This is a genomic window from Roseateles sp. GW823-FHT07B05, from assembly GCF_058794515.1.
The window spans coordinates 443082-469501 of record NZ_JBXAGX010000003.1 but is presented as its reverse complement, the minus strand read 5'-3'; the positions used below and the strand labels follow the sequence as shown (position 1 = coordinate 469501).

19 protein-coding genes are annotated in these 26420 nt (G+C 70.3%); 9 read left to right on the top strand and 10 right to left on the bottom strand.

Annotated features, from left to right (window positions below; translation table 11 throughout):
* Nucleotides 1-98 precede the first annotated feature (98 nt).
* On the top strand, nucleotides 99-3386 hold the full coding sequence (gene icmF / locus AC1Q7O_RS10355) for a fused isobutyryl-CoA mutase/GTPase IcmF (RefSeq protein ID WP_492661510.1): 3288 nt from the start codon (nucleotides 99-101) through the stop codon (nucleotides 3384-3386).
* Nucleotides 3387-3409: 23 nt separating this feature from the next.
* Here icmF and AC1Q7O_RS10350 read toward each other — a convergent pair whose 3' ends face one another.
* Both AC1Q7O_RS10350 and AC1Q7O_RS10345 read right to left on the bottom strand, forming a co-directional pair.
* Nucleotides 3410-4816: a serine hydrolase domain-containing protein gene (locus tag AC1Q7O_RS10350; RefSeq protein ID WP_492661511.1), complete on the bottom strand. Its 1407-nt coding sequence runs from the start codon at nucleotides 4814-4816 to the stop codon at nucleotides 3410-3412.
* A 40-nt stretch (nucleotides 4817-4856) separates the two neighbouring features.
* Nucleotides 4857-5843 (bottom strand): lytic transglycosylase domain-containing protein, encoded by a 987-nt coding sequence (locus tag AC1Q7O_RS10345; RefSeq protein WP_492662692.1) that lies wholly within the window; start codon nucleotides 5841-5843, stop codon nucleotides 4857-4859.
* Between the two features lie 48 nt (nucleotides 5844-5891).
* Here AC1Q7O_RS10345 and AC1Q7O_RS10340 point away from each other — a divergent pair, with 48 nt between their 5' ends.
* The gene (locus tag AC1Q7O_RS10340) at nucleotides 5892-6488 is read left to right on the top strand and encodes a YdeI/OmpD-associated family protein (protein ID WP_492661513.1); all 597 of its coding nucleotides are present in this window, start codon (nucleotides 5892-5894) and stop codon (nucleotides 6486-6488) included.
* On the opposite strand, the gene AC1Q7O_RS10335 is transcribed toward AC1Q7O_RS10340, so the two are convergent.
* The 5 genes from AC1Q7O_RS10335 to AC1Q7O_RS10315 are packed head-to-tail and all read right to left on the bottom strand — an operon-like array spanning nucleotide 6485 to nucleotide 12771.
* Nucleotides 6485-7585 carry an ABC transporter ATP-binding protein gene (locus AC1Q7O_RS10335; protein ID WP_492661514.1) on the bottom strand — a complete coding sequence of 367 codons (1101 nt, stop codon included), beginning with the start codon at nucleotides 7583-7585 and terminating at the stop codon, nucleotides 6485-6487. The two genes, AC1Q7O_RS10340 and AC1Q7O_RS10335, sit on opposite strands and share 4 nt — an antisense overlap.
* A 2-nt stretch (nucleotides 7586-7587) precedes the next feature.
* Nucleotides 7588-8397 carry a carbohydrate ABC transporter permease gene (locus AC1Q7O_RS10330; RefSeq protein WP_492661515.1) on the bottom strand — a complete coding sequence of 270 codons (810 nt, stop codon included), beginning with the start codon at nucleotides 8395-8397 and terminating at the stop codon, nucleotides 7588-7590.
* Nucleotides 8394-9260, bottom strand: a complete 867-nt coding sequence (locus AC1Q7O_RS10325; protein WP_492661516.1) for a carbohydrate ABC transporter permease — start codon at nucleotides 9258-9260, stop codon at nucleotides 8394-8396. The genes AC1Q7O_RS10330 and AC1Q7O_RS10325 overlap by 4 nt, the downstream gene beginning before the upstream one ends.
* Before the next feature lie 2 nt (nucleotides 9261-9262).
* Entirely contained in the window at nucleotides 9263-10621 is a 1359-nt protein-coding gene (locus AC1Q7O_RS10320; RefSeq protein WP_492661517.1) for an ABC transporter substrate-binding protein, read from the bottom strand.
* The gene (locus AC1Q7O_RS10315; protein ID WP_492661518.1) at nucleotides 10618-12771 is read right to left on the bottom strand and encodes a family 20 glycosylhydrolase; all 2154 of its coding nucleotides are present in this window, start codon (nucleotides 12769-12771) and stop codon (nucleotides 10618-10620) included. Before AC1Q7O_RS10315 ends, AC1Q7O_RS10320 begins: the two co-directional genes overlap by 4 nt.
* A 203-nt stretch (nucleotides 12772-12974) precedes the next feature.
* On the opposite strand from AC1Q7O_RS10315, the gene AC1Q7O_RS10310 reads away from it, so the two are divergent.
* Entirely contained in the window at nucleotides 12975-13400 is a 426-nt protein-coding gene (locus AC1Q7O_RS10310; protein ID WP_492661519.1) for a cupin domain-containing protein, read from the top strand.
* Here the strand turns inward: AC1Q7O_RS10310 and AC1Q7O_RS10305 are convergent, their stop codons facing one another.
* On the bottom strand, nucleotides 13401-13793 hold the full coding sequence (locus AC1Q7O_RS10305) for a RidA family protein (protein ID WP_492661520.1): 393 nt from the start codon (nucleotides 13791-13793) through the stop codon (nucleotides 13401-13403).
* Between the two features lie 83 nt (nucleotides 13794-13876).
* Between AC1Q7O_RS10305 and AC1Q7O_RS10300 the strand changes: the two genes are divergently transcribed.
* The 4 genes from AC1Q7O_RS10300 (at nucleotide 13877) to truD (ending at nucleotide 20511) form a co-directional block, all read left to right on the top strand.
* Complete coding sequence (locus AC1Q7O_RS10300) at nucleotides 13877-15136, top strand: alanine racemase (RefSeq protein ID WP_492661521.1); 1260 nt, start codon at nucleotides 13877-13879, stop codon at nucleotides 15134-15136.
* The gene (locus tag AC1Q7O_RS10295; protein WP_492661522.1) at nucleotides 15136-16572 is read left to right on the top strand and encodes an N-acyl-D-amino-acid deacylase family protein; all 1437 of its coding nucleotides are present in this window, start codon (nucleotides 15136-15138) and stop codon (nucleotides 16570-16572) included. Before AC1Q7O_RS10300 ends, AC1Q7O_RS10295 begins: the two co-directional genes overlap by 1 nt.
* Nucleotides 16573-16953: 381 nt before the next feature.
* The gene (locus AC1Q7O_RS10290) at nucleotides 16954-18912 is read left to right on the top strand and encodes a hypothetical protein (RefSeq protein WP_492661523.1); all 1959 of its coding nucleotides are present in this window, start codon (nucleotides 16954-16956) and stop codon (nucleotides 18910-18912) included.
* Nucleotides 18913-19485: 573 nt separating this feature from the next.
* A complete protein-coding gene (truD, locus tag AC1Q7O_RS10285; RefSeq protein ID WP_492661524.1) occupies nucleotides 19486-20511 on the top strand; it encodes a tRNA pseudouridine(13) synthase TruD in 1026 nt (341 codons plus the stop codon).
* Between the two features lie 8 nt (nucleotides 20512-20519).
* Here truD and AC1Q7O_RS10280 read toward each other — a convergent pair whose 3' ends face one another.
* Both AC1Q7O_RS10280 and AC1Q7O_RS10275 read right to left on the bottom strand, forming a co-directional pair.
* Nucleotides 20520-21905 (bottom strand): sensor histidine kinase, encoded by a 1386-nt coding sequence (locus tag AC1Q7O_RS10280; RefSeq protein ID WP_492661525.1) that lies wholly within the window; start codon nucleotides 21903-21905, stop codon nucleotides 20520-20522.
* 133 nt (nucleotides 21906-22038) lie between these two features.
* Nucleotides 22039-22704, bottom strand: a complete 666-nt coding sequence (locus AC1Q7O_RS10275; RefSeq protein WP_492661526.1) for a response regulator transcription factor — start codon at nucleotides 22702-22704, stop codon at nucleotides 22039-22041.
* Nucleotides 22705-22812: 108 nt separating this feature from the next.
* Between AC1Q7O_RS10275 and AC1Q7O_RS10270 the strand changes: the two genes are divergently transcribed.
* Entirely contained in the window at nucleotides 22813-23502 is a 690-nt protein-coding gene (locus AC1Q7O_RS10270) for a chitinase (protein WP_492661527.1), read from the top strand.
* 41 nt (nucleotides 23503-23543) lie between these two features.
* A complete protein-coding gene (locus AC1Q7O_RS10265) occupies nucleotides 23544-26345 on the top strand; it encodes a TonB-dependent receptor (protein WP_492661528.1) in 2802 nt (933 codons plus the stop codon).
* The last annotated feature ends 75 nt before the right edge of the window (nucleotides 26346-26420 follow it).

Genomic DNA, 26420 nt, shown 5'->3' with positions numbered 1-26420 from the left:
TGGCGCGGCCCGCATCATCGGCGCTGGTGTTGAAGACGCTCAATTGACGTTAACGTCAATCAGCCGCCTAGAATCCGGCAACGATCAAGGAGACAGCCATGACCGATCTCGCCGCTGACCACAAAGCATTGGCCGAGTACCGCCCGACCCACAAGGTCCGTTTCGTCACCGCCGCCAGCCTGTTCGACGGGCATGACGCCGCCATCAACATCATGCGGCGCATCCTGCAGGGCATGGGCGCCGAGGTCATCCACCTCGGGCACAACCGCTCGGTGGACGAAGTCGTCACCGCGGCGCTGCAGGAGGATGCGCAAGGCATCGCCATCTCGTCCTACCAGGGCGGGCACGTCGAGTACTTCAAGTACATGGTGCAGTTGCTGAGGGAGCGCGGTGGCGCGCACATCCAGGTGTTCGGCGGCGGCGGTGGCGTCATCGTGCCGGCCGAGATCCGCGAACTGGCCGAGCACGGCGTGCGCATCTTCAGCCCCGAGGACGGCCAGCGCATGGGCCTGCAAGGCATGATCGGCGAGATGGTCATGAAGGCCGACCAGGACTTCAGCGTCCACGCGCCGAAGACGCTGGATGCGATCACTGGTCACTCGGAAGCCGCCTGGCGCTCGCTGGCCCAGCTGCTGACGGCGCTGGAGAACGGCAAGGCCGACGGTGCCATCGTCGACGCGCTGCGGGCACAAGCCAAAAACATCAAGACGCCCGTGCTGGGCATCACCGGCACCGGCGGCGCCGGCAAGTCCAGCCTGACGGACGAACTCATCCGCCGCCTGCGGCTGGACCAGGGCGACCAGCTCCGCGTGGCGCTGATCTCCATCGACCCGTCGCGCCGCAAGAGCGGCGGCGCGCTGCTGGGCGACCGCATCCGCATGAACGCGATCAGCCCGTGGAGCCACGGTTCGCGCGTGTTCATGCGCTCGCTCGCCACGCGCGACTTCGGCTCGGAGATCTCGCCGGCGCTGCCCGACGTCATCGCTGCGGCGAAGGTGGCGGGCTTCGACCTCGTCATCGTCGAGACCTCCGGCATCGGCCAGGGCGACGCGGCCATCGTGCCGCTGGTGGACGTGCCGATGTACGTGATGACGCCCGAATTCGGCGCGGCCAGCCAGCTCGAGAAGATCGACATGCTGGACTTCGCCGAGTTCGTGGCCATCAACAAGTTCGACCGCAAGGGCTCGCTGGACGCGCTGCGCGACGTCAGCAAGCAGGTGCAGCGCAACCGCGAGGCGTTCACGGTGATGCCGGACACGATGCCCGTGTTCGGCACCATGGCCAGCCGTTTCAACGACGACGGCGTGACGGCGCTGTACCAGGCGCTCAAGGTGCGCCTGGGCGCGCTGGGGCTGCCGCTCACCGAGGGCCGGCTGCCGGCAGTCAGCACGCGCCACAGCACGCACCAGACGCCCATCGTGCCGCCGGGCCGCGTGCGCTACCTGGCCGACATCAGCGACACCGTGCGCAGCTACAAGACCCGCGCGCGCAAGCAGGCCGCGCTGGCCCGCGAAGTGCAGCAGCTGGAAGCCAGCCGCGCGATGCTGCAGGCCGCCGGCCATGCGGACGGCAGCACCTCGGCGTTGGCTGATCTGGCGGAGCAGCGCCGCGCGAAGCTCGACGGCGACGCCCGCCAGCTGCTGGCGCAATGGCCCGACATGGTCAAGGCCTACGCCGGCGACGAGTACGTCGTGAAGATCCGCGACAAGGAGATTCGCACGGCGCTGGTCACGCAAAGCCTGTCGGGCACCAAGATCCGCAAGGTCGTGCTGCCCACCTACGAATGCCACGGCGAGCTGCTGAAGTGGCTGATGCTGGAGAACGTGCCCGGCAGCTTCCCCTACGCCGCCGGCGTGTTCGCCTTCAAGCGCGAGGGCGAAGACCCGACCCGCATGTTCGCCGGCGAGGGCGACGCCTTCCGCACCAATCGCCGTTTCAAGCTGGTCAGCGAAGGCATGCCGGCCAAGCGCCTGTCCACCGCGTTCGACTCGGTCACGCTGTACGGCGCCGACCCCGCGCCGCGGCCCGACATCTACGGCAAGGTCGGCAACAGCGGCGTCAGCATCGCGACGCTGGACGACATGAAGGTGCTGTACGACGGCTTCGACCTGTGCAACCCGAGCACCAGCGTGTCAATGACCATCAACGGCCCGGCGCCGTCCATCCTTGCGATGTTCATGAACACGGCGGTGGACCAGAACCTCGCCAGGTTCCGCGCCGACAACGGCCGCGAGCCCACGGCGGACGAAGCCGCCAAGATCAAGGACTGGGTGCTGGCCAACGTGCGGGGCACCGTGCAGGCCGACATCCTGAAGGAGGACCAGGGCCAGAACACCTGCATCTTCTCGACCGAGTTCTCGCTGAAGGTCATGGGCGACATCGCCGAGTTCTTCGTGCACCACAACGTGCGCAACTTCTACTCGGTGAGCATCTCGGGTTATCACATCGCCGAGGCCGGGGCCAACCCGATCAGCCAGCTGGCGCTGACGCTGTCCAACGGCTTCACCTTCGTGGAGGCGTATCTGGCGCGCGGCATGCACATCGACGACTTCGCGCCCAACCTGTCGTTCTTCTTCAGCAACGGCATGGACCCGGAGTACACGGTGCTGGGCCGCGTGGCGCGCCGCATCTGGGCCGTGGCCATGCGCGACCGCTACGGCGCCAACGAGCGCAGCCAGAAGCTGAAGTACCACGTGCAGACGTCAGGCCGCAGCCTGCATGCGCAGGAGATCGCGTTCAACGACATCCGCACGACGCTGCAGGCGCTGATCGCGATCTACGACAACTGCAACTCGCTGCACACCAATGCGTTCGACGAGGCGATCACGACGCCCACCGAGGACAGCGTGCGCCGCGCGATGGCCATCCAGCTCATCATCAACCGCGAGTGGGGCCTGGCCAAGAACGAGAACCCGTCACAAGGCGCCTTCATCATCGACGAGCTGACCGAGCTGGTGGAAGAGGCCGTGCTGACCGAATTCGAGCGCATCAGCGAACGCGGCGGCGTGCTGGGCGCGATGGAGACCGGCTACCAGCGCGGCCGCATCCAGGAAGAGTCGATGCACTACGAGATGCTGAAGCACACCGGCGAGTACCCCATCATCGGCGTCAACACCTTCCGCAACCCCAAGGGCGAGCCGGTGCCGGAGCACATCGAGCTGGCGCGCTCGACGGACGAAGAGAAGCAGTCGCAGCTGACGCGCCTGGCCGACTTCCACGCCCGCCACGCCGCCGAGGCACCGGCCATGTTGGCCCGGCTGCAGCAGGCCGTCATCGAGAACCGCAACGTGTTCGAGGTGCTGATGGACGCCGTGCGCGTGTGCTCGCTGGGCCAGATCACCGGCGCGCTGTTCGAGGTGGGCGGGCAGTACCGGCGCAGCATGTAGCGCGCCCTCGCGGCCAGCTTCGGCTAGCTGCCGCGTGCGTCCGCCGCGAAGCGCAGCACCAGCCGCCGGCCCGCCACGTCCACGCGCACGCCGCCATCAGCCTGCGCACGCCAGTCGGCCAGGCCGATCGGCGTCACCAGCGCGGCGCGGGCCAGGTCGTCCTGCAGGCCGACGACCACCAGCTTGTCGGCGCCCGGCTGCGGCCCGGGGTTGACGACCGGGGCCAGCGCGGCCGGCAGGCTCAGCTCGCCGCGGCACCGGCCGTCGGCATCGCGACGAAAGCGCGCCGTGCCCTGCACCGGCGCACCGTTCAGCTCGCCGTCGAACCGCGTGGCCTGCAGCGGGCAGGCCAGCGGCGCCAGGCCGGCCACGGCCGGGCGGAACGGCGCGCTCATCAACTCGGCGCTGCGCTCGATGGCGGAGGTCCACATCGCGTTGGACAGCAGGCTGACGCTGGTGGCGGCCTCGGGCCACAGCAGCAGCACGCTGCGTGCGCCCAGCGTGACGCCGGCGTGGTGAACGGTGCGCCGGCCGTCGGCGTCGCTGTCCAGCCGCCAGCCAAAGCCCATGCGGAAGCCGCGCTCGCCCACCGGCTGGCCGGCGTTGTCGAGCACAGGCTGCCACATCCAGTCGCGCGTGGCCGGGTCGACGACGCGGCCCTGCAGCACGCGCCCGCCCCACTCGGCCAGCGCCGGCGCGCTGGCGGCCAGGCCGGCACCGCCCCAGCTGTAGCTGTAGTCGTGCGCCGGTGCGGGCTGCACGCCGGCCTTGGTGTATTCGTAGGCCCGCGACATCGCGGCCGAGCGGTCCGTCTCGTCCGGCCCGATGGCCAGCCCCGGCGCCACACGCTCGCGCAGCAGCGTGAGGTAGGACTGGCCGGCGGCGGCCTCCGCCGCGGCGGCCAGCAGCGTGTAGCCCCAGGACGAGTAGAGATAGGCCGTGCCCGGCGCCGACTTGGGCTCGCGGTCCTTCAGCTGCACCAGCGACTCGCGCGCCGTTGCGTAATGCGTACCGCCGCGCATCGCATCACGCCATTCGTAGTGCGGCATGCCGCTCAGGTGCGCGGCCAGCAGCCGCGGCGTGGCCCCGGCCCAGGTCTTGTCCAGCTCGGGCAACAGCGCGCCGACGGGCTGGTCGATGTCCAGCTTGCCCTGGGCCTTCAGCTGGGCGGCGGCCGTGGCCGCGAACAGCTTGGAGACGCTGGCCAGCCGGAAGCGCGTGTCGGCCTGCACGGGCAGCTGGTGCTCCACGTCGCGCCAGCCGCTGGTGCCCTGCCAGCGCAGCCGGCCGTCCTGCCAGACGGCAGCGGACATGCCCGGCACACCGCTGGCGTCGCGCAGCGCTTCCAGCAGCGCCTGGGCATGGCGTTCGGGGCTGGCCTGCGCGTGGGCGGCCAGGGCGAGCAGCGTGACGGCGAGCGGCTTGTGCATGGCGGCCGATTCTGGGCGGCGGCCCGCACCGTGCCGAAAGTCAACGCGCCTGGATGACCTGCATCTGCGCCTTCACGCGCTGCAGCATGGGCGACGTGCCGGTGACCTTGGCGTCGAACGGGTGCAGCCGCTGGCCGCCCACGGCCGCCATGATCTTGCGCACGTACAGCCGCGTCTCGGCATAGGGCGGCACGCCGAGGTAGCGGTCCACCGCACGCTCGCCGGCGTTGTAGCCGGCCAGCGCCAGCATCACGTCGCCTTCGAAGTAGGCCAGCAGCCAGCGCAGGTAGGCCATGCCGCCGCGGATGTTCTGCGACGGGTCGCGCAGCCGGATGACGTTGAAGCGCGCCGCCGTGTCGGGCATAAGCTGCATCAGGCCTTGCGCCTTCTTGGGCGACTCGGCCAGCGGGTCGAAGCCCGACTCCTGCGCCATGACGGCCAGCACCAGCGCGGGCGACAGCTGGTACTCCGGCGCCACCAGCTTCACGTAGTTGACGATGGCCGGCGGCGCCTGCGCGGGCAACGGCAGCGTGGCCCACAGCGACACCGGCTTGGCGCCGCGCTGCGCCACGGGCGGCGGCAGCACCGGCGCGGGGTCGGTCTCGGGTGGGCGCAGGCAGGGCGGCGGGTCGCCCAGCGGCGTGCCGCCCATGCGGTCCAGCATGTTCTGCGCCTGCTCCATGCCCTGCTCGGCCGCGGCGGCGAACATGTGGGCCGCCTCGGCATCGTTGCGCTGGATGCCTCGCGCGTTCGTCAGCATCCAGCCCAGGCTGTACTGCGCCTCGGCGTCGCCGTAGCGCGCGGCGCGGCAGTACAGCTTGGCGGCGGCCACCTCGTCGCGCTTCGTGCCGTCGCCGTACTCCAGCGCCTTGGCCTCCTGGCGCCAGCGCTCCACCTGCGCCGGCACGACGGGGCCGCGCTCGCCGGGCGGCATCGTGGGGCGGGGCAGCTGCTCCAGCGTCAGCGAGGGCAGCTGGGCTTGGGCCGAAGCGGCGACAAACAGCAGGGACAACAGCGGGGCGCGCAAGGGTCAGTCCGAGGGAGACGGCGAGGGCCGGAAGTCTAGACTGGCCGCATGGCCACGACGGACCCACGCATCGACGCCTACCTCGCCGCCGTGCCGGCGTTCGCGCTGCCCATCCTGACGCGGCTGCGCGAGGACGTGCACGCGGCCTGCCCCGACGTCGTGGAGACGATCAAGTGGAGCCGGCCGCACTTCCTGCTGGACGGCAAGCTGCTGTGCGGCATGTCGGCCTTCAAGGCGCATTGCGCGTTCGGCTTCTGGGAGCGCGAGGGCGCCGGTGAGGGCAAGGGCGGCGCGATGGGCGACTTCGGCCGCATCGAAACGCTGGCTGACCTGCCACCGCGCGCCGAGCTGCGCCGCCAGATCAAGGCCGCCGCTGCGCTGCTGCAAGCCGGCGCACCACGCGCGCAGAAACCCAACCGCGCGCCGCGCGCCCAGCTGGCGATGCCCGACGACTTCGCCGCCGCGCTGGCCAAGGTCCCGGCGGCGCAGCAGACCTACGACACCTTCCCGCCCGGCAAGCAGCGCGACTACCTGGCGTGGGTGCTGGAAGCCAAGCGCGAGGACACGCGCGCCAAGCGCATTGCGCAAGCCGTGGCGTGGCTCGCGGAAGGCAAGTCGCGCAACTGGAAGTACGAAGGCTGCTAGAGCCGCTCGCCGGTCTCCGCGTCGAAGACCAACAACGCCGCCTCCGGCAGCCGCAGCGTCACCGCATCACCCGCCTGCAGCGCCGGCCAGCCCGCGCAGCGCCAGTGCAGCCGGTGCTCGCCCAGCTGCAGCTGCACGAGGCTGTCGACGCCGGTGGGCTCCACCAGCAGCACCGGCGCCTGCAGTGCCAGCGCGGCACCGCCCTCTTCCACGCGCACCGACTCGGCACGCCAGCCCAGCAGCAGCGGCCGGCCCAGCAGGCGCTCGCGCGGCAGCGGCAGCGCCGCGGGCCGCCAGCTCATCGCGCCAGCGCCCTGCAACGTCAACGTGAACTCACCCTCGGGCTCCAGCCGTGCGGGCAGCAGGTTCATCGGCGGGCTGGCCAGGAACTGCGCGACGAACAGGTTGGCAGGCCGCTGGTAGACCTGCTGCGGCGTGCCCAGCTGCTGCAGCCGGCCCGCCTTCAGCACGGCGATGCGCTGGCCCAGCGTCATGGCCTCGGTCTGGTCGTGCGTCACGTAGACGGCGCTGCGGCCGACGCGCTGGTGCAGCAGCTTGATCTCGCTGCGCATCTCGGCGCGCAGCTGCGCGTCGAGGTTGGACAGCGGCTCGTCGAACAGGAACAGCCGCGGCTGCCGCGCCAGCGCCCGGCCCATCGCCACGCGCTGGCGCTGGCCACCCGACAGCTGCGCGGGCCGGCGCGCCAGCAGTGCCTGCAGCTGCAGCAGGCGCGCCACCTCCTGCACGCGGGCCTCGCGTTTCGCGCGCGGCCAGCCCTGCATCTCCAGGCCGAAGCCGATGTTCTCGGCCACGCTCATGTGCGGGTACAGCGCGTAGTTCTGGAACACCATCGCAATGTCGCGCTCGCGCGGGCTCAAGGCCTCGATGCGCCGGCCGTCCAGCGCGATCTCGCCGCTGCAGTGCGGCTGCAGCCCGGCGATGGCGTTCAGCAGCGACGACTTGCCGCAGCCCGACGGGCCCACGAGGATGAGCATCTCACCGGCGTCCAGCTGCAGCGTGATGTCGTCCAGGATGGTCTGCTGGCCCACGCGGCGCGTGAGGCCCGTGATGCGCAGGCCCGTGTCTTCTTCGCTCATCTTCAACCCTTGACTGCGCCGGCCACGAGGCCGCGTGTGAAATGCCGCCCGGCCAGCAGATAGACGATCAACGTCGGCGCCGCCGCCAGCAGTGCCGCGGCCATCTCCAGCGGGTAGGCGCGCGCGCCGGTCTCGGTCTGTGCGCTCAGCTGCGCCAGCGCCGCCGTGATGGGCCGCGCGTCCTCGGGCCCGAAGACGAGGCCGAACAAATACTCGTTCCAGATCGTCGTGAACTGCAGGATCAGCACGACGACGAAGATGGGCCGCGACAGCGGCAGCACCACGCGCCACAGCAGCCGCCAGAACCCGGCGCCGTCCAGCCGCGCGGCCTGCAGCAGCTCGTCGGGGAAGGCCAGGAAGTGGTTGCGGAAGAACAGCGCCAGCGGCAGGCTGTAGATGACGTGGATGGCGATCAGCAGCGCGAGCGAGCGGTCCAGCCCCAGCCGCGCCATCGTGATGGCCAGCGGCAGCAGGTAGACCTTGATCGGCAGGAAGAAGGCCAGCACCAGCAGCAGCCCCACCCAGCGCTCGCCACGGAAGCGGACCTTGCACAGCACGAAGCCGTTCAGCGCCGCCAGCAGCGCCGACAGCCCCACCGCCGGCACGGCCAGCATCAGGCTGATGCCGAAGCTGCCCGACAGCTTCTCCCACGCCTCGCGCCACGCGACCAGGCCAGGGTCGCGGGGCAGCGCGAGGAAGCCCTGCTGTGCCTCGGCCACGCCCTTGAAGCTGTTCATCAGCATCAACAGCAGCGGCAGCGCGATGACCGCCGCGGCCAGCCCGGCCAGCAGGTACAGGCACAGCCGCTTCATGCCGCCACCTTGCGGCGCGAGCGCACCACCGCGTACGGCAGCGCAATGCTGAGCACCATCATCACCAGCACCATCGCGCTGGCCGCGCCCAGGCCCAGCCGGCTGCGCTCGAACGCCATCTGGAACATGTAGAACGCCGGCAGCTCGCTGGACTGCCCCGGGCCGCCCTCGGTCAGCACGACGACGAGGTCGAAGGTCTTGATGGCCGCCGGCAGCAGCACCAGCAGCGCCGACGCGAGGCTGGGGCCCAGCTGCGGCAGGATGACGCGCCTCAGCAGCCGCCAGCCCGTCGCGCCGTCCAGCCGCGCGGCCTGCAGCATGGACTCGTCGATGCCGCGCAGCCCGGCCAGGAACAGCGCCATGACGAAGCCGGTGATCTGCCACACGGCAGCCACCACCAGCGCGTAGACGGCCATGTCCTCCTGCGCCAGCCAGTCCCAGCGAAAGCTCGTCCAACCCCAGCCGCGCACGGCCTCGGCGAGGCCTTGCTCCGGGTCCATCAGCCAGCGCCACGCGCTGCCGGTGACCACCATGGACAGCGCCATCGGGTGCAGCCACACCCAGCGCAGCAGGCCCTCGCCGCGCAGCTTCTGGTCCAGCAGCAGCGCGAGTGCCAGGCCCAGCAGCAGCGGCAGCGCCACGAAGCCGGCGCCGAAGCGCAGCAGGTTCCACAGCGCCGCCTGCCAGCGCGGGTCCAGCAGCAGGCGCTCGTACTGCTTGAGGCCGACGAACTCGGTGCTGGGCAGCAGGTTGGAGCGCGTCAGCGACAGCCAGCCCGTCCACAGCAGGAAGCCGTAGAAGAACACGGCGCCGATGAGCAGCAGGGGGATGAGGCACGCCAGCGCGGTGCGTCTTTCGCTCACGGTCAGTCTCGCTGTCTCAGGGCCTGGGCCAGGCGCGTCTGCGCCTGCTGGGCCGTCATGCGCTCGCTGGCCCAGTAGGCCGACAGCGCGTCGCGCAGGCCGCCATAGGCGCTCTCGCCCTGGCGCGCGCTCAGCGCCAGCACCAGCTCGCCGCGTGCCTCGCCGGCGCGGAAGTCCGCCGCCGACCGCTGCGCGCAGGTGTTGAAACCCGCCAGGTCGGCGTCGCGCCGCACCGGGATGCCACCTTTCAGGCGCGCCAGCTTCGTCGACGTCTCGGGCTGCAGCAGCAGCCCGGCCAGGCGCTGCTGCGCGCCCAGCCGTGCCGGCTGCGCGAAGAAGACGAGCCGATCGAACTCGAAGTAATGCAGGCCGCCGTTGCCGGGCGCGGCCGTGCAGTCGTAGTCCACGCCGGGCGTCCAGCCGGCCTTCTGGAACTCGCCGTTGGCCCAGTCGCCGGTGAACTGGAACACGGCGCGGCCCTGCAGCAGCAGCGCGGTGGCGCCGGCCCAGTCGCGGCTGACCTGGCCGGCGTCGGTGTAGGCCTTCAGCGACCGGAACTCGGCGAGCAGCGCGCGCATGCGCTCGCCCGCCAGCAGTGCCGGGTCGGCCTGCACGAGGGCGCGCTCGAAGAAGTCGCGCCCGGCGCGGCCCAGCACGACGGCGACGAACAGGCTGAGCTTCTGCCCCGCCGAGCTGCCGATGGCCAGCGGCAGCAGGCCGGCCTCGCGCAGCTGCGCGGCGGCGCGGTGGAACGCGTCCCAGTCCTGCGGCACCGCCAGGCCGTGGGCGCGCAGCAGGCGCTGGTTGCTCCACAGCGTGTTCAGGCGGTGCACGTTCAGCGGCACGGCGGCCGGCTTGTGGCGCGCGTCGCGCAGCTCGGTGGCCACCGCATGCGGCAGCGCGGCGAACTGCGCGCTGACGTCGGCGCCCAGGTCGGCCAGCGGCACGGCCTCGGCCCAGATGCGCAGCGGCTTGTCGGTCTGCGCGAGGGTCGGCGGGTGGCCCGACAGGAAGCGCGCCTTCAGCAGCGTGTTGGCGTTGGACGCACCGGCCACGGCCGTCGTCTTCAGGTCCACGCCGCCACGCTGCGCGGCGGCCTTCAGCTCGCCCACCATGGCGGCCTCGCTGCCGGCGGTCCAGCCGTGCAGCAGCTCCAGGTCGGCGGCATGCGCGCTGCCGGCCAGCAGCAGCGCGACGGCATGCCAGCGCAGCATTCGGGCCGAGCGCCGGGCCGCTCCCAAGCCGGCCCGGCAGGCGATGTGCGAGCCGGTCGATCCGGCACGCATCGCCATCCCCTCGGGGGATCGGCCGGGCGCGCCCGCGTTCAGCGGGGCGCGGCAGGACGAGGGGCGGTCGTTCATGACAGGGCGTCCAGCCGGTGCTGCAGCGGCTGCACCAGTGCGGGCAGCATCTCGTCGACCAGCGCGGCGCCTTCGTGCAGGCGCTGCTGCGCGTCGGGCGGCGTGCAGCCGGCCCACAGCGCCTGGCCCAGGTCGAACAGGTCGGCCAGCGTGTCCAGCAGCGGCAGCGCGGGCGCGAGCCGGGGCGCTGCCAACAACGCGCGCCAGACGGGCAACTGTTCCTGCGCCACGGCCAGCGCGATCAGCCATGCGGATGCGTCGTGCCGCAACGCCGCCACCAGCGGGCTCTCGGCCGGCAGCGCATCGGCCAGGCGGTCCAGCGGCTCGGCCTGGTGGTAGGCCTGCGCGAGCTTCTTGGCGTGCTGGCGCGCGTAGCCTGAGCCGGGCTCCAGCCACTGCGCCAGCGCTCGCAGGTTGGCGCGGGCGACGGGGTCGGGGCACAGCGCGTCGAACAACGGCGCGGCGGGGTCGGCGGGGATGCGGCCGGTGGCCACCAGCCAGTGCTTCGCAGCCTGCAGCCGCACGGTCAGCGCCTGCTCGTCGGCAGGGTCGCTCCACAGCCGCTCGGCCACGGCCAGTGCGCGCGGCCACAGCCGCAGCGGCAGCTGCGGCGCCTCCACCAGCTCGCCCCACAGCGCGGCCTCGCCGCCCAGCAGCGGCGTGGCCCGGCCGCCAACGTCGGCCGGCCAGGCGGGTGTGTCATCGTGCAGCGGCTGCCAGTCGCAGCGCTGGCGCCCTACGTTCACGCGCAGCCAGCCGCGGCCGGTCTCGTCGGGGCCCCACAGCTCCAGCTCGCCGAGGTCGCTGTCGACCTGCAGCCGCCACGAGCCCGCGCTGGGCACCAGGCGCGGTGCCAGCCATTCGTCCAGCGTGCCGGTGCTGCGCAGGTGCAGCCGCGCGCTGCCGCCATCCAGCCACAGCCAGCCGTCGACCTGCCAGGTGCCGAGCATGGCCCGCAGCGACCAGCACTCGGCTTGCGGAGACGGCGCGGCAGGCCGGGCCGGCACGCGCATCGGGCGGCGCCAGTGGTAGGCCGCGGGGTGGATCTGGTCCAGGTAGAAGCCGGCGCTGCGCAGCCGCCCGGCCAGGCCCGGCGGCGCCAGGCGCAAGGCCTCGTCGCCACGCCAGCACTGCAGCAGGCTGCCCGCCGGCAGCGCGGTGGACTGGCCCATCTCGTCCCACGCCACCAGCCGCCGGCCGTGGCCGCGCAGCACGGCACCCACGCGGGCCAGGTAGGCCGACTGCAGTGCGGCCAGCGTGGTGCCGCGCTGCTCGGCCAGGCGAGCCCAGGCGGCGGGAGCGAGTTCGTCGCCGCCGAGGTGGACGAAGGGGTCGGGGAAGACCTCGGCCCACTCGCCCAGCAGGCTGTCGAGGAAGGCGTAGAGCGCGTCGCTCTCCGGGTTGACCGCCACGCCGAACACGCCGAAGGCGGGCTGCGGCGCGGTAGGCGCCGGTGCGCACAGCAGCTCGGGGCAGGCCAGGCCCAGCGCCCAGCAGTGGCCGGGCAGGTCCAGCTCGGGCACGACGCGGATGCCGCGCGCGGCGGCCTCATCCACCAGCCGGCGCGCCTGTGCCAGCGTGTAGAAGAACCCGCCGCTGGCGCGCTCGTGCAGGCGCGGGTGGCGGGCCGATTCCAGCCGCCAGGCCTGGTCGTCCGTCAGGTGCCAGTGCAGCACGTTCAGGCGCGCGGCGGCCATGCCGTCGAGCAGGCCCAGCAGCGCGTCGAAAGGCAGCGGCCGGCGCGCCACGTCCACCAGCAGGCCACGCCAGGGGTGGCGCGGCGCGTCGTCGATCTGCAGCGCCGGCAGCGCGGCCAGGCCGGCCGCGCGGGCCTCGTGCCACAGCTGCGACAGCGCATGCAGCGCGTGGCTCACGCCGGCGGGCGTGGCGGCCTGCACGCGCACGACATCGGCCGTCACACGCAGCCGGAACGACTCGTCATCGCCCAGCTGCGGCAGGCGCGGCGCCAGTTCGGGCAGCGCCAGCCGCGCGGCAGCGGCACCGTCATCGGCCGGCAGCAGCGCATGCAACTCGGGAGGAAGAAGGCGCAGACCGCGCAAGCCGGAGACGGCCGGGCCGGCGCCGGGCAGCAGGGTCAGCGCCTGCGGCTGGGGAAGCAAAGCGGCGGTGATCGACGATGCAGTGGGCATGCGGCGATCTTGTGCCGGCCCGGCTAGGGGCAACCTCAAGCCCATCTGAAGGTTGTCTCAAGAGGGGGCGGCTTCACGACGCTGCGCGACGGGATCCACCCATGCCAGGGTGATGTTTGCCCGTGGTCTTGCTGGCGCAATCCGACACCGCTACAAGAGCGCGCCAGCATGCTGGCATCCGATCGCCGCACGAGGAAGACGACATGAGCGATACACAACCCGATGGCCGAGCCGCCGTGATCCTTGCTCCCGGCGAGGGTCGCGCCTATCCGATGGGCCGGATCTCCGCCTTGTTCAAGGCCGATGGCGGCGAAACGGCGGACCGCTATTCCATCTCCGAGTGGTGGCTGGAACCCCACACGCAAGGCCCCGGTGCGCATGCGCATCCGGAGGACGACGTGTTTTACGTGCTCGAAGGCACGATGTCGTTCTACGTGCGCGACCACTGGGTGGACGCGTGCCAGGGGTCGTTCGTGCTCGTGCCCGGCGGCGTGACGCACGACTTCGAGAACCGCAGCGCGGCACGCGCAGGGGTGCTGAACTTCTCGCAGCCCGGCCCTTTCGAGCCGGCCATGCCCGCCATCGCGGACTGGTTCAGGGACCACCCGCCCGGCGACGCCGGCCGCTAGCTAACCCACCGGCCGGTACGCCACCACGTCGATCTCCACCCTGGCTGGGATCATCAGCCGCGACTCGACGGTGGAGCGCGCCGGCTTGCCGCCGGGGAAGTAGCCCATGTAGACGCGGTTGAAGGCGCCGAAGTCGCGGGCGTCTTCCAGCCACACGCTCGTCTTGCAGACGTCGGCCAGCGTGGCGCCGGCCAGCGCGAGCGCGGCCTCCAGGTTGGCGAACACCTGGCGCGTCTGCGCCTCGATGCCGCCGTCGACGATGTGGCCTTGTGCGTCCACCGGCACCTGGCCGGACACGTAGACGAAATCGCCTGCGCGCACGGCGGGCGAGAGCGGGCGGGGCTGGCGGTCGCTGGCGGTGGGCTCGGCGCCGAGGAAGGTCAGTGCAGTCATGGCGCGGCAGTCTGGTGCGCCGCAGCGGCGCGCGCAAGCGGCGCCTTTAGACGACCTTCAGACAGCGGCGCGATGATGCCGCGATGAACCCCGCCGACACACTGGGCCCCTGGCTCAAGGGCTTTCCCGCCACCCAGGCGCCGCTGCCGCTGGCCGACGTGGCGCAGCGCGGATGGCGGCTGGACGAGTTGCCCACGCCGCTGGCCGTCGTGCGCCAGGCCGCGCTGGCACACAACATCCGCTGGATGCAGGACTTCGCCGCCGCGCGCGGCGTGCAGCTCGCGCCGCACGGCAAGACGACGATGAGCCCGCAGCTGTTCCGCCGCCAGCTGGACGCCGGCGCCTGGGGCCTGACGTTTGCCAACGTGCACCAGCTGCGCCTGGGCCTGGCCGCCGGCGCGCGGCGGGCGCTGATCGCCAACCAGCTCGTCAGCCGCGCCGACCTGGCCGAGCTGCTGGCGCTGCGCCGCGCGCATGCCGGGCTGGAGCTGGCGTTCTTCGTCGACTCGCCGGCGCAGCTGGACCTGATCGCCGCGCACTGGCGCGAGCTGGGCGCAGGCGAGACGAAGCTGGACGTGCTCATCGAGCTGGGCACCACGCGCTGCGGCGTTCGCGAGCACGCGCCGGCACTGGCGCTGGCGCGCGCGTTGAAGCACCACCCGGCGCTGCGGCTGCGCGGCATCGGCTTCTACGAGGGCCTGCAGGTGCTGGGCGAGACCGGCCCCGACACGGCGCTGATGCAGCAGTGGCAGGCGCGCGTCGAGGCGCTGCTGGCCGACATCGAGGCCGAGGGACTTATAGCCGTGCAGCCGCTGTGGCTCAGCGGCGGCGGCTCGGCGCTGTTCGACCTCGTCGCACCGGTGCTGCAGGGGCGGCCCGGCCCCACACCGAGACTGGGCCTGCTGCGCTCGGGCTGCTACGTGTGCCACGACCATGCGCACTACGGCCGCTATGTCGGCGTCATCGACCAGCGCCTGGGCGGCGCCAGCCTGCAGCCCGCGCTGGAGGTGTGGACGCAGGTGCTGTCCACACCCGAGCCGGGCCTGGCGCTGCTGAACGCCGGGCGGCGCGATGTGTCGTTCGACCAGGGCTGGCCGCTGCCCGTGTGGCGCGTGGAGCACGGCCGGCGCGCGGCGACGCCCACCGGCTGGCAGGTCACCGGGCTGAACGACCAGCACGCCTACCTGCGCTGGGACCCGCTCGAATGCGACGGCCCGGCCGTCGGCGAGCGCGTCGCGCTGGGCCCGTCGCACCCCTGCACCACCTTCGACAAATGGGCCTGGCTGGCCGTCGTGGACGAGGACGACCGTGTCGTCGACGCGATCACGACCCACTTCGCGTGATGCTGCTGCAGGGCGCGCTGATCGTCGACGGCAGTGGCGCGCCGGGCTGGACGGGCGACCTGCTGATGGCCGGCGAGCGCATCGCCGCGCTGGGCCCGTGCCTGGACGTCGACGCGGCCGTGCCGCGCCGCGACTGCCGCGGCCTGGTGCTGGCGCCCGGCTTCATCGACGCGCACAGCCACGACGACGCCGCGCTGCTGGCCACGCCCGCGATGACGCCCAAGCTCACGCAGGGCGTGACCACCGTCGTCACCGGCAACTGCGGCCTCTCGCTGGCGCCGCTGGTGACGGCCGACCCGCCGCCGCCGCTGAACCTGCTGGCGCGCGAGCATTTCCGCCACGCGTCGTTCGCCGCCTGGCGCGCGGCCGTGGACGCCGCCCGGCCCGCCGTCAACGCCGTGGGCCTGGTGGGCCACACGGCGCTGCGGCTGCGCTGCCTGGCCGACCTGTCGCGCCCCGCCACGCCCACCGAGCGCGGCGCCATGTGCGCGCTGCTGGACGATGCGATGCGCGATGGCGCGGCCGGGCTGTCCTCCGGCACGTTCTACGCCCCCGCTGCGGCGGCAGACCACGACGAGCTGCTGGCGCTGGCCCGCGTCGCCGCGCGGCACAGCGGCGTCTACGCCGTGCACCTGCGCGACGAGATGGCCGGCGTGCTGGACGCCATCACCGAGGCCGCCGACTGCGCCCACGCGGCCGGCCTGCCGCTGGTGATCTCGCACCACAAATGCGCCGGCCGCGCGCAGTGGGGCCGCAGCCTGCAGACGCTGGCGCTGATCGAGCGGCTGAGCCAGCGCCAGGCGCTGGGGCTGGACGTCTACCCGTATCTCGCCGGCTCCACCGTGCTGCGCGAGGACCTGGCCGACGGCGCGACGCCCATCCGCCTGACCTGGAGCGAGGCTCACCCCGAACTGGCCGGCCGCTGGCTGGCCGACATCGCCCGCGACTGGGGCTGCAGCGAGCCCGCGGCCGTCGCGCGACTGCAGCCGGGCGGCGCCTGCTACTTCCAGATGTGCGATGCCGACGTGGACCGCATCCTCACGCACCCGCTGGCCATGATCGGCTCCGACGGCCTGCCGCACGACCGCTTCCCGCACCCGCGGCTGTGGGGCGCCTTCCCGCGCGTGTGGGCCCACTACGGCCGCGAGCGCGGGCTGCTGACGCTGGAGACGGCCGTGCACAAGATGACCGGGCTGACCGCACAGCGCTTCGGCCTGCGCGACCGTGGCCTGCTGCGCGCGGGCGCAGCGGCCGACCTCGTGCTGTTCGACGCCGGCACGCTGGCCGACCGCGCCGACTACGGCCAGCCCTGCGAACCTGCGACGGGCATCGCGGCCGTGTGGGTCAACGGGGCGCTCGCGCTGGACGGCGGTACGCTGGGTGCGCGGGCGGGGCGGGTGCTGGGTCGAGTTCAGGGGCTACGCGGCGGCGAGTAGGCCGCCGGTCTGGCCCGCCGCGCGGTGACGGGTCCATCGGCGAGCGCCGATCGCTGCAGTCCGGACCGGAGACGACGACGGACGGCTGAGCCCTGGGTGGAAGTTCACTCATCCGGTGCGGGCCAGTGGTTCGGCGCCGGTCATGGCGACTCACGATGTGCCTTGCCGGCGGGCGCTACCGCCCCCGAGCTGACTTCGACTACGCCGACTTTTCAGTCGTAGCGGCCGTTCAAAATTAACGTTGAGCCGCGCTCGGCACGCATGAAGTGCGTAGCCTGTATCGTAGGACTTACGCCTTGACCGGAGATCAGCATAGTGGGCCAGTTCAAGAACGTAGTGCAAGACGGGGCTGTTCCGGGGCCCCTACGACGGCAGTTTCGCTTGAGTGAGTGGAAGGCAAAGTTCGCGAAACTGGGAAGTGATGATGACGATAAGCGCCTGTATGACTTGGGAAAGCTGATTTTTGGCAAGGCAGAGGAAATTCGTGGACAACTACGAATCACCCTGTCGAAGGAGATTTCTCCGACTACTAAGGCGCGTGCTTTGGTAGCGCTGGCAAATCAGAACATGATCCTAGTTCGCGCGAAGGCTGAGAAGTCAATGACCGAGGTCGCGCGGCGGTCTGGCCTGCCGTTAATAACGGAGTTGACGGGAGTCAAGATTGAGTTGCCGGTTGGTGCAGGCTACACGGTCGACGAAATCAATCAGTCGGTGGTGGACGGCGTCGAAGTGCCGCTGCGCGTAATTCTCGAGGGAGCTCCTGACTTGGGCGGCTCGCCGAAGTTTCGCAACTTCTCGTGGCGTGATGCCGCGGTGGATTTCAATCTGGGAAACTTTTACGCGTTCTTGGAAGGGCTGTGGGATGACTGCCTCTGGAACGACTATAAGTGCGAGCAGTTCGGGCGCGCGCTCCGCTTCGCACCAACAGAACTGTTTTGGGAGGAATTGAAGGCGGCGAGCGAGACCCGCGCTGGTAACCTTGCAATGCAGTTCTTTAGTCTATGGGGTGCGCACTACGAAGGACTAAAGCGTGCCGGCGCGACTCCGCGGTCGAGCTTGAAGCATGTTTCCGAGGTCAGGCGCGAAGGTGGTCGCCAGATAGTGCGATTTGCCGCCACGGGCGAACACGATGTCGTGATCCAGTACCTTGACGCGGCGAGAGCGTACGCGAGTGAGCCCTACTACGAAGGATTACTACACGAGCCGCAGCTTCGCCTGAGCGGGGGCAGCCTGAATGATCTCTTGAGCGGTTGGGCCGTTGCATCAAGTGTCTCGCGCGCCCTACATCGCCGCGTGGCAAGTGCAGAGCGGCCTGACACGCTTGACCAAATTGGGTGGCTGCCCGAGTGTGCCGCGGTCATTGACAGAGCGACCCTGGTGGATGCCGTGAAGTCAGGAGCAAGCTTGAGTTTCAAAACCTCCAACGCGGTCGTTGAGTTCCTCACGTTTCGAGGTCGGCCGGGGCAAGAGCTATGGGCTCAACCTTTCGTTCCGTTTAGTCCGACGGCACTAGGCCCTTTGTTTGGCGCGGCAGAGCATGCAAATTTGAGGCGACTAGTCGACGTTTGGATGCGACAGCTAGAGGTCGATATGGGACGCCGAGGCCCCGCCTTTGAGCGTCACGTTCGACTTGAAATCTCGAAAATGGTTAAAGATTCAACGTTGCGGGACTCCTCGGGTTGTCTCACGGATGCGTTTGTATTCCGACCCATAGGGGCACGTCCCGAGGAGATGGACTTGGTGCTCTGCGTGGGCGATGCGATTGTGATCGGAGAGGCAAAATGCTCCATCGTGCCAACAGAGGCAAAGCAGTTTGCCATGCACAGGAAGATAATTTTGGACGCCGTGGCTCAGGTTAGGAGAAAGGCGGATGCCGCAACCAAGTATGCGAGCGAGTTCAGGGACCAACTCAGATACCGCGGCCTGTCGGTGCCCGATAGCTTCAGGGTTGTACCTGCGGTTATTCTAAATTCGGCGGTAAACGCAGGAATGAGTGTCAGCGACGTGGCTATTGTTGATCTGCACGTGTTCGAGACCTTCTTCACCGGCGAACTGATCGATCTGGCGACAATAACTGCCGAAGGCGGCATGCAGACAGTCGCCAAGCGGGTGCTCTATAGCAACGCGCAGGAAGCAGCGGAGCGAATTGAGAACCTCCTCGGGGCACCTGTACAGATGGAAGCCTTCGTGAATGGTCTTCTGCCACGATGGGTACCGATTCCCGCGGTTGGGGACAACGATTGGTCCGCCAAATACCTTTGCATGGATTGCAATCCGAAGGCGGTTAGTTCGGTGTCACATGTAGCCTTCGGCGCCGACACAGAAGATAGAGAACCCTAACCTCGTAGCGGCGGCGCCTAGTTACGTGGCCAAATTTTTGATTTATGGCGACTCTTTGCTGCAGAACTCTGCCGCATCCTGCTTAACCGAACTCGCATGATTCGCCATACGACGTTGCCGGCCATGGAAGATTTGTCCGGTACGTGAGGTGTAAACGGCCATCAACCCGATGTGAAAAGCAGCGAGGCAAACGCGCCGTTGCGCGCCGCTCGGACCACGCGCAATCGAGGAAGCTGCCCTTTCGGGACACGGCAAACAGTGCGCTAGAGGGCAGCGCGACTGACCTCCCCGTGCCAGCCGTCTGCGCGTACCCGCGCCTGGCCGAAAGCGGGCTGCCGCCACTAGCCCGCGAGACACGCACCCGCCCTGACGCGCAGCGGTCCCCCTGCGCAGCCGATGACCGCAGGGCTCGGCTGCGATGGACGGTCAGGCCTGCCCCCGGCGGCGCGGACCGTCGCTTGCGCGGACGACCTCTCCGGCCCGCACCCAGGGGAGAATCACGGGCTGCCCCGCGACCCCGCCGACCGGCCGGAGATCCTCTCCCTCGGCACGGCGGGTACCGCAAGCCCCCTCATGACCAACGCCCATTACACGACCCTGCCACTCTGGCCCAACGCTTATCCGGCCAGCGGCGCCGCTGCCACGCTGAAAAGCCTCAACGAGGATTTCGTCGTGACCGAGCTGCCGCTGCAGCTGCCCTCGGGGGCGGGCGAACACGTCTGGCTGGATGTCGAGAAGAACGGCGCCAACACCGCCTTCGTCGCGCAGCAGCTGGCCGCGGCCGCCGGCGTGCAGGACTTCGACGTGGGCTATGCGGGCCTGAAGGACCGCTACGCCATCACGCGGCAGTGGTTCAGCATCTACCTGCCGCTTGGCAAGGACAAGGGCGAGACGCCCGACCTGACCCAGCTGCAGCACCCGGAATTCAAGGTGCTGAGCCAGAGCCGCCACGTGAAGAAGCTGCGCCCCGGCGATCTGCAGGGCAACGCCTTCCGCATCGTGCTGCGCGACGTGGCGGGCGACCGCGACGCCATCGAGGCCAACCTGCGGGCAGTGGCGTCGCAGGGCGTGCCCAACTACTTCGGCGCCCAGCGTTTCGGCTTCGACGGCGGCAACGTCGAGCTGGGCCGCGCCATGCTGGCGCGCGAGATCCGCGTGCGCAACCCGAAGAAGAAGGGCATCTACCTGTCGGCGGTGCGCTCCTTCGTCTTCAACGAGGTGCTGGCGCTGCGCATCCAGCAGGGGCTGTGGGGCCAGACGCTGCCCGGCGACGTGATGGACGAGGCCGGCCGGCCCACCGGGCCGCTGTGGGGCCGCGGCCGCGTGAGCACCGGCGATGCGGCGCAGGCGCTGGAGATGGGCGTGGCCGAGCGCCACGCCACCTTGTGCGACGGCATGGAGCACGCCGGGCTGGACCAGGAGCGCCGCGCGCTGGTGGCGAGCCCGGCGGGCATGTCCTGGGCCTGGCCGCAGGCCGATCAGCTGGAGCTCACGTTCTCGCTGCCCGCCGGCAACTACGCGACGTCGGTGCTGAACGAGATCCTGCGCACGACGGAGCCTGACCGGCACACGGAGAGCGAGCCCGCGGCCGCCGACTGACGGCGGCCTCAGCCCCGCGCCGCTGGAAAGCTGACGCTCACCGTCAGCCCCCGCCCGCCCGGGCCGTCCAGCAGCTCGACGCCGGCGCCATGCTGCGCGGCGGCGCGCTCGACGATGGTCAGCCCCAGGCCGCTGCCGTGGCATTGCTGGTCTGCGGCCAGGCGCACGAAGCGTTCGAACACGCGCTCGCGCAGTTCGGGCGGGATGCCGGGGCCTTCGTCGCTGCAGGTCAGCTGGACCCGCTCGCCGTCCTCCATCAGCGTGACGGTCACGTGGCCGCCGGCCGGGGAGTACTTGATGGCGTTGTCGACGAGGTTGTCGATGAGGCTGCACAGCGACTCGCGGTTCAGCCACATCGTGATCTCCTCGGGCGCCTCCAGCGCCAGCTCCACGCCGCGCCGCACGGCCAGGCCGCCGGCCAGCGCGATGCGCTCGCGCACGAGGTCCACGAGGTCGTGCCGGGCCTTGCTGAGGTCCAGCGTGTCGGCGCCCGAGCGCGCCAGCGCCAGCAGCTGGTGCACCGTGTGCGTGGCGCGCTGCACGCCCAGGCGCAGCCGCTCGCGCGACTCGTCACGGGCGCGCGGGTCGGCCTGGTCCAGCCCCTCGGCGCCGAGCTGGATGACGGCCAGCGGCGTCTTCAGCTCGTGGGCCGCGTCGGCCAGGAACTCGTGCTCGCGGTCCAGCCGCTGCTGCAGCCGCGCCATCAGCGAGTTGACGGCGTTGACCAGCGGCGCCAGCTCCACGTAGCGCGTGGCGGGCAGCGGCGTGAGGTCTTGCGCCGAGCGCGCCGAGATCTGCGCGCCGATGCGCTGCAGCGGCGCGAAGCCCAGGCGGAACAGCAGCCACAGCGGCAGCGCCAGCAGCGGCAGGCCGTACAGCAGCGGCCGCGCGTAGTAGCTCAGGCCGGCGAGGCTGAAGTGCCAGTCGCCGGGGCGCTCCTGCCAGCGCCGCACGACCAGCTCGCGCGGCGCGTCGCTGACCTCGGTGTAGAGCCAGCGCTCGTCCTGCCCCGGCACGCTCTCCTGCGGCAGCACGCGGTCGCGACCGCTGAGGTCGGGCTTGAGCTCGGCCAGCACGACGTCGCGCCGCAGCACCTGCAGCAGCCGGAACGGCGTGCGGTGGCCCTTGAGCAGCCACTCGCGCTCGCGCATGCCCTCCAGCGTCTGCAGCGCCTGGGCCAGCGCAGCGGCGTCGGCGTGGGTGTCGCGCGCGCGCTCCAGCGCCAGCTCGGCCCACAGCATGTTCTCGGCCTGGCCGTTCTTCACCTGCAGCACGCGGATGTCGATGAGCTCGCGCGCGACGAGGAACAGCCAGCACAGGAACAGCACCGCGAACACGGCGCCCAGGCTGCGGCGGAACAGCGAGCGCGGCGCGGCGCTGGGGTCAGCAGTCATGACGTTGGTGCATTGCGGGCCGAGCGCCGGGCCGCCCCAAGCCGGCCCGCGAGGGCGATGTGCTTGCGACTCAATGTCGCAAGCATCGCCGTCCCCTCGGGGGACCGGCCAAGGTACGCCTTGGACGAGGGGCTCATCCTTCCCGTTCAACGAGATAGCCCACGCCGCGCACGGTGCGGATGTAGCCTTCGCCGATCTTGCGGCGCAGGTTGGAGATGTGCACGTCCAGGCTGCGCCCGTCCATCTGGCTGGGCGAGCGGCTTTCCAGCTGGCGCCGCGTGACGACGCGGTCGGGCAGCTTGATCAGCGTCAGCAGCAGGCTGAACTCGGTGCGCGACAGCGGCACGCGCTCGGTGCCGCGACGCACCTCCATGCGCGGCTCGTCGAGGATGAGGTCGCGCAGCTGCCACTCGGCCTGCTGAGGCTCGGCGCCCTCGGCCTGGCTGCGCCGCGCGACGGCGCGCAGCCGCGCCAGCAGCTCGGAGCCGGCGAAGGGCTTGACGAGGTAGTCGTCGGCGCCGCCGTCCAGGCCGTCCAGCCGGTCCTCGATGGCATCGCGCGCGGTGATGACCAGCAGCGGCAGCTTGCGGTGGTTGCGGCGCAGCGTGCGCAGCAGCTCCATGCCGTCGCCGTCGGGCAGGCCCAGGTCCATGACGACGGCGTCGAACCCGCCCTCGGCGATCCACAGCCGCGCATCGGCGATGCGGCGCAGCCACATGACCTCGTGGTCGGCGTTCTGCAGCAGGGCCTGCAGGGAGCGGCCCAGTTCCAGATCGTCTTCGAGGAGGCAGATGCGCATGGCCGGAACTCTAGCCGCGGGTGCGTTAAGGCGGCCTTAACAAGCCATTGAAGCAGCGCATAGGCACCCCGGCAGACAGTCGCGGCCAACGCTGAAACGTCCCGTCACATGCTTCGTGTACTCGCCCGACTGTCACTCCTGCTGCTGCCGCTGACCGCCACGGCCGCGTCCCCCTTCGTGCCCAGCCGCGCGCAGTTCGACGCGCTGTTCCCGGAGCGCATCGCGTTCTACAGCTACGAGGGTTTCGTCGAGGCCGTGCGCCAGACGCCGGGCTTCGCCGACTGGGGCGACGACGTGCAGCGGCGCCAGGAGATGGCGGCCTTTCTGGGGCAGATCTCGCACGAGTCCGACCAGCTGCGCGCGCAGCGCGAGTACAGGCGCGAGAACTGGGACAAGTACTGCCGCGACGACGCCCGCCTGGGCTGCGCCGCCGGCCAGCAGTACTACGGCCGTGGCCCCATCCAGCTGAGCTGGAACTACCAGTACAAGGCCGCGGGCGACTTCCTGGGGCTGGACCTGTGGCGCGACCCCGACCGCGTGGCGCGCGACTCGACGGTGGCCTGGCGCACGGCGCTCTGGTACTGGATGACGCAGGCCGGCGAGTCTGCGCAGACCTCGCACGCCGCCATCCGCAGCGGCGCGGGCTTCGGCGCGACGACGCGCGCCATCAACGGCCCGCTGGAATGCGACAAGCCCGACAGCCCCGATGCCCGGCGCAAGAACGCGCGCCGCGCCGACTTCTACAGGCACGCCAGCGATCTGCTGGGCGTGCCCCTGCTGCACCCGCTCGGGTGCTGACCCTGCCCCTGCTCGCCCTGTAACCCCGGAGAAAGAGAACCATGAGGAAGCATTCAAGCCCCCGCCCGACGGCCATCGCAGCCGCCGCCATGCTGCTGACCGCACTCCCCGCGCTGGCGCAGGAGGCCCCGAAGAAGACCGAGACGCTGGAGGCCGTCGTCGTTACCGGCATCCGCGCCAGCATGGAGAAGTCCCTGCAGACCAAGCGCAATGCGGACGCCATCGTCGACGTCATCACCGCCGAAGACGTGGGCAAGCTGCCGGCCACCAACGTCGCCGAGGCGCTGACCACCATCCCCGGCGTCACCATCGACAAGGCCTTCGGCCAGGGCGAGAAGGTGTCCATCCTGGGCACCGACCCGGCGCTCAACCGCACGCTGATCAACGGCCAGACCATCGCGTCGGCCGACTGGTTCATTGCCGACCAGCCCGGCCGCACCTTCAACTACTCGCTGCTGGCGCCGCAGCTGATCAACAAGGTGGAGGTCTACAAGTCGCCCGAGGCCTGGCTCGACGAAGGCTCCATCGGCGGCACGGTGAACATCTCCACCCGCAAGCCGCTGGAGCAGAAGGCGCTCACGCTGGCCGGCTCGGTGGGCTACCTCTACAACGACCGCATCGGCAAGGGCAAGCCCACCGTGGCCGGCCTGGTAGGCTGGCGCAACGCCGCCAGGACCTTCGGCGTCATCTTCTCGGCCCAGCGTTCGGAGGAAGGCATCCGCCGTGACGGCGTGGAGTCGTACGGCACCGTCAAGGGCAGCGACTACATCAACGGCAGCGGCGGCGGCGGCTCCATCAACAACCTGCCGACCGACTGGTCCGTGCCGGCGAACCCGGACGGCAGCCAGCCCAAGAAGCCGGCGTCCTGCGTCGGCAGCTGCGCCACCACGCTGCTGGCCAACCCGAACGCCGTCGGCCCCAACTCCATCAGCGCGCACTACTTCGAGCAGACGCGCAAGCGCGACACGCTATCGCTGTCGCTGCAGGCTCGCGCCAACGACAAGCTCGACTTCGAGCTCAACATCCTGGACGTGAAGGCCGGCTACGACAACCGCAGCCACTCGATGTTCTCCTTCCAGGGCAACGCCTACAACGGACTCATGAAGATGACCGACCTGGCGGTGGACGGCGGCGTCATCACCAAGGGCACGTTCAAGAACGCGCTGATGGTGTACGACCTCATCGACCGCAAGGCGACGGTGGACACGAACGCTTTCGACCTCAAGGGCAACTACAAGGACGACCGCTGGTTCGCGTCCTTCCACGCCGGCGCCTCCAAGGCCACCGGCGGCACCAAGCTGCAGGTCTACGGCGAGTTCCTGAACTGGACCGACTACAGCTACGACATCAGCGGCGGAACGCCCCGGCTGAGCATCACCGGCGTGAACCCGCTGAAGGACCCGAACGCCTTCCAGATCGACGGCGGCTGGGGCTCCGACCCCACTAAGAAGGAAACCTGGAACACCGGCTGGGGCGGCAACATCGTCTTCAAGCCGACGGTGGACAAGGAAGAGTTCATGCAGGTGGACGGCGGCCTGAAGTTCGACGGCCCCATCTACCAGCTGCGCTTCGGCGCCAAGCACCGCGAGCACAACACCACGCAGACGATGGGCGGCGTGTCGCTGGCGTCGGTGACCGGCTATGGCGACGCCAAGGCCAGCAAGTTCTCGCCGCAGCCGCTGCCGGGGAACTATCTCAGCGGCTTCGGCAACGTCGGCGACCTGAGCAACCGCTACACCATCGACGGTGAAGCGCTGGCCGGCTACATCACCAGCGGCAATTGGCTCGCCCCGTGGCAGACCATGCCGCAACCCGCCACGTTCAACGACCCGTCCTTCGTCGCCAACACCTGGTCGGTGAAGGAAGTCGTGGACGCCGCCTACGTGCAGGCCGACTACGCTCTCGACGCGCTGCGCGGCAACTTCGGCGTGCGCATCGTGGACACCACGTCCAACAGCGGCGGCTGGGCCTGCACGGTGTCCACGGGCCAGGCCTGCCCGGCCGACAAGTACGTGGCGACCAACGTGCAGAAGCACTACCGCAACATCCTGCCCAACCTGAACGTCGCCTACGAGCTGACCGGCAACCTGGTGCTGCGCGCCTCGGCCGCCAAGGTCATGTCACGCCCGAACTACGGCGACATGTCCAGCTACCTGTGGATCGGTGACCAGACCAAGACCGGCGGCGGCGGCAACCCCGACCTCAAGCCCTACAAGTCCACCAACCTGGACTTCTCGGCCGAGTGGTACTTCGCCAAGAACGCCATCCTGGCCGGCACGATCTTCAACAAGAAGGTCACCGACTACGTGCTCGTCACGACGAAGCCGGAGGTGCACTACAACCAGTTCGAACGCCAGAACACTACCTACGCCGTCTCACGCCCGAACAACGCCGGCAGCGCCACCATCAAGGGCGCCAGCCTGGCCTTCCAGGCCAACATCGGCTGGGGCTTCGGCGCGCTGACGACCTACACCTTCTCGGACGCCAAATCCAGCCAGGCCGGCTCGCACCTGCCGTTCAACTCCAAGCACCAGCTCAGCCTGAGCCCGTTCTACGAGAGCGACCGCTTCAGCGCCCGCGTGACGTACACCTACCGCTCCAAGTACTACACGCAGGCCGACCGCGGCAACTTCCTGGTCACCGACGGCAGCAAGGACCTGGCCGCCAGCGCCAACGTGAAGCTGACGGACCAGCTCAGCCTGGGCCTGGACGCGATGAACCTGCTGGACAGCGAGTACCGCAACTACGCGGACGTGGCCGGCGTCGCCAACACCGAGCTGCTGACGCGCGGCATCTACCGCACCGGCAAGCGCTACCAGGCCGTGCTGCGGTACAGCTACTGACCCGTCGCTCCGTCTCGCCGTGCCGGTCGCAGGCGCGCCTGACCGGTCTGGCAGACCGCGCAGCGGCCGGCGCCG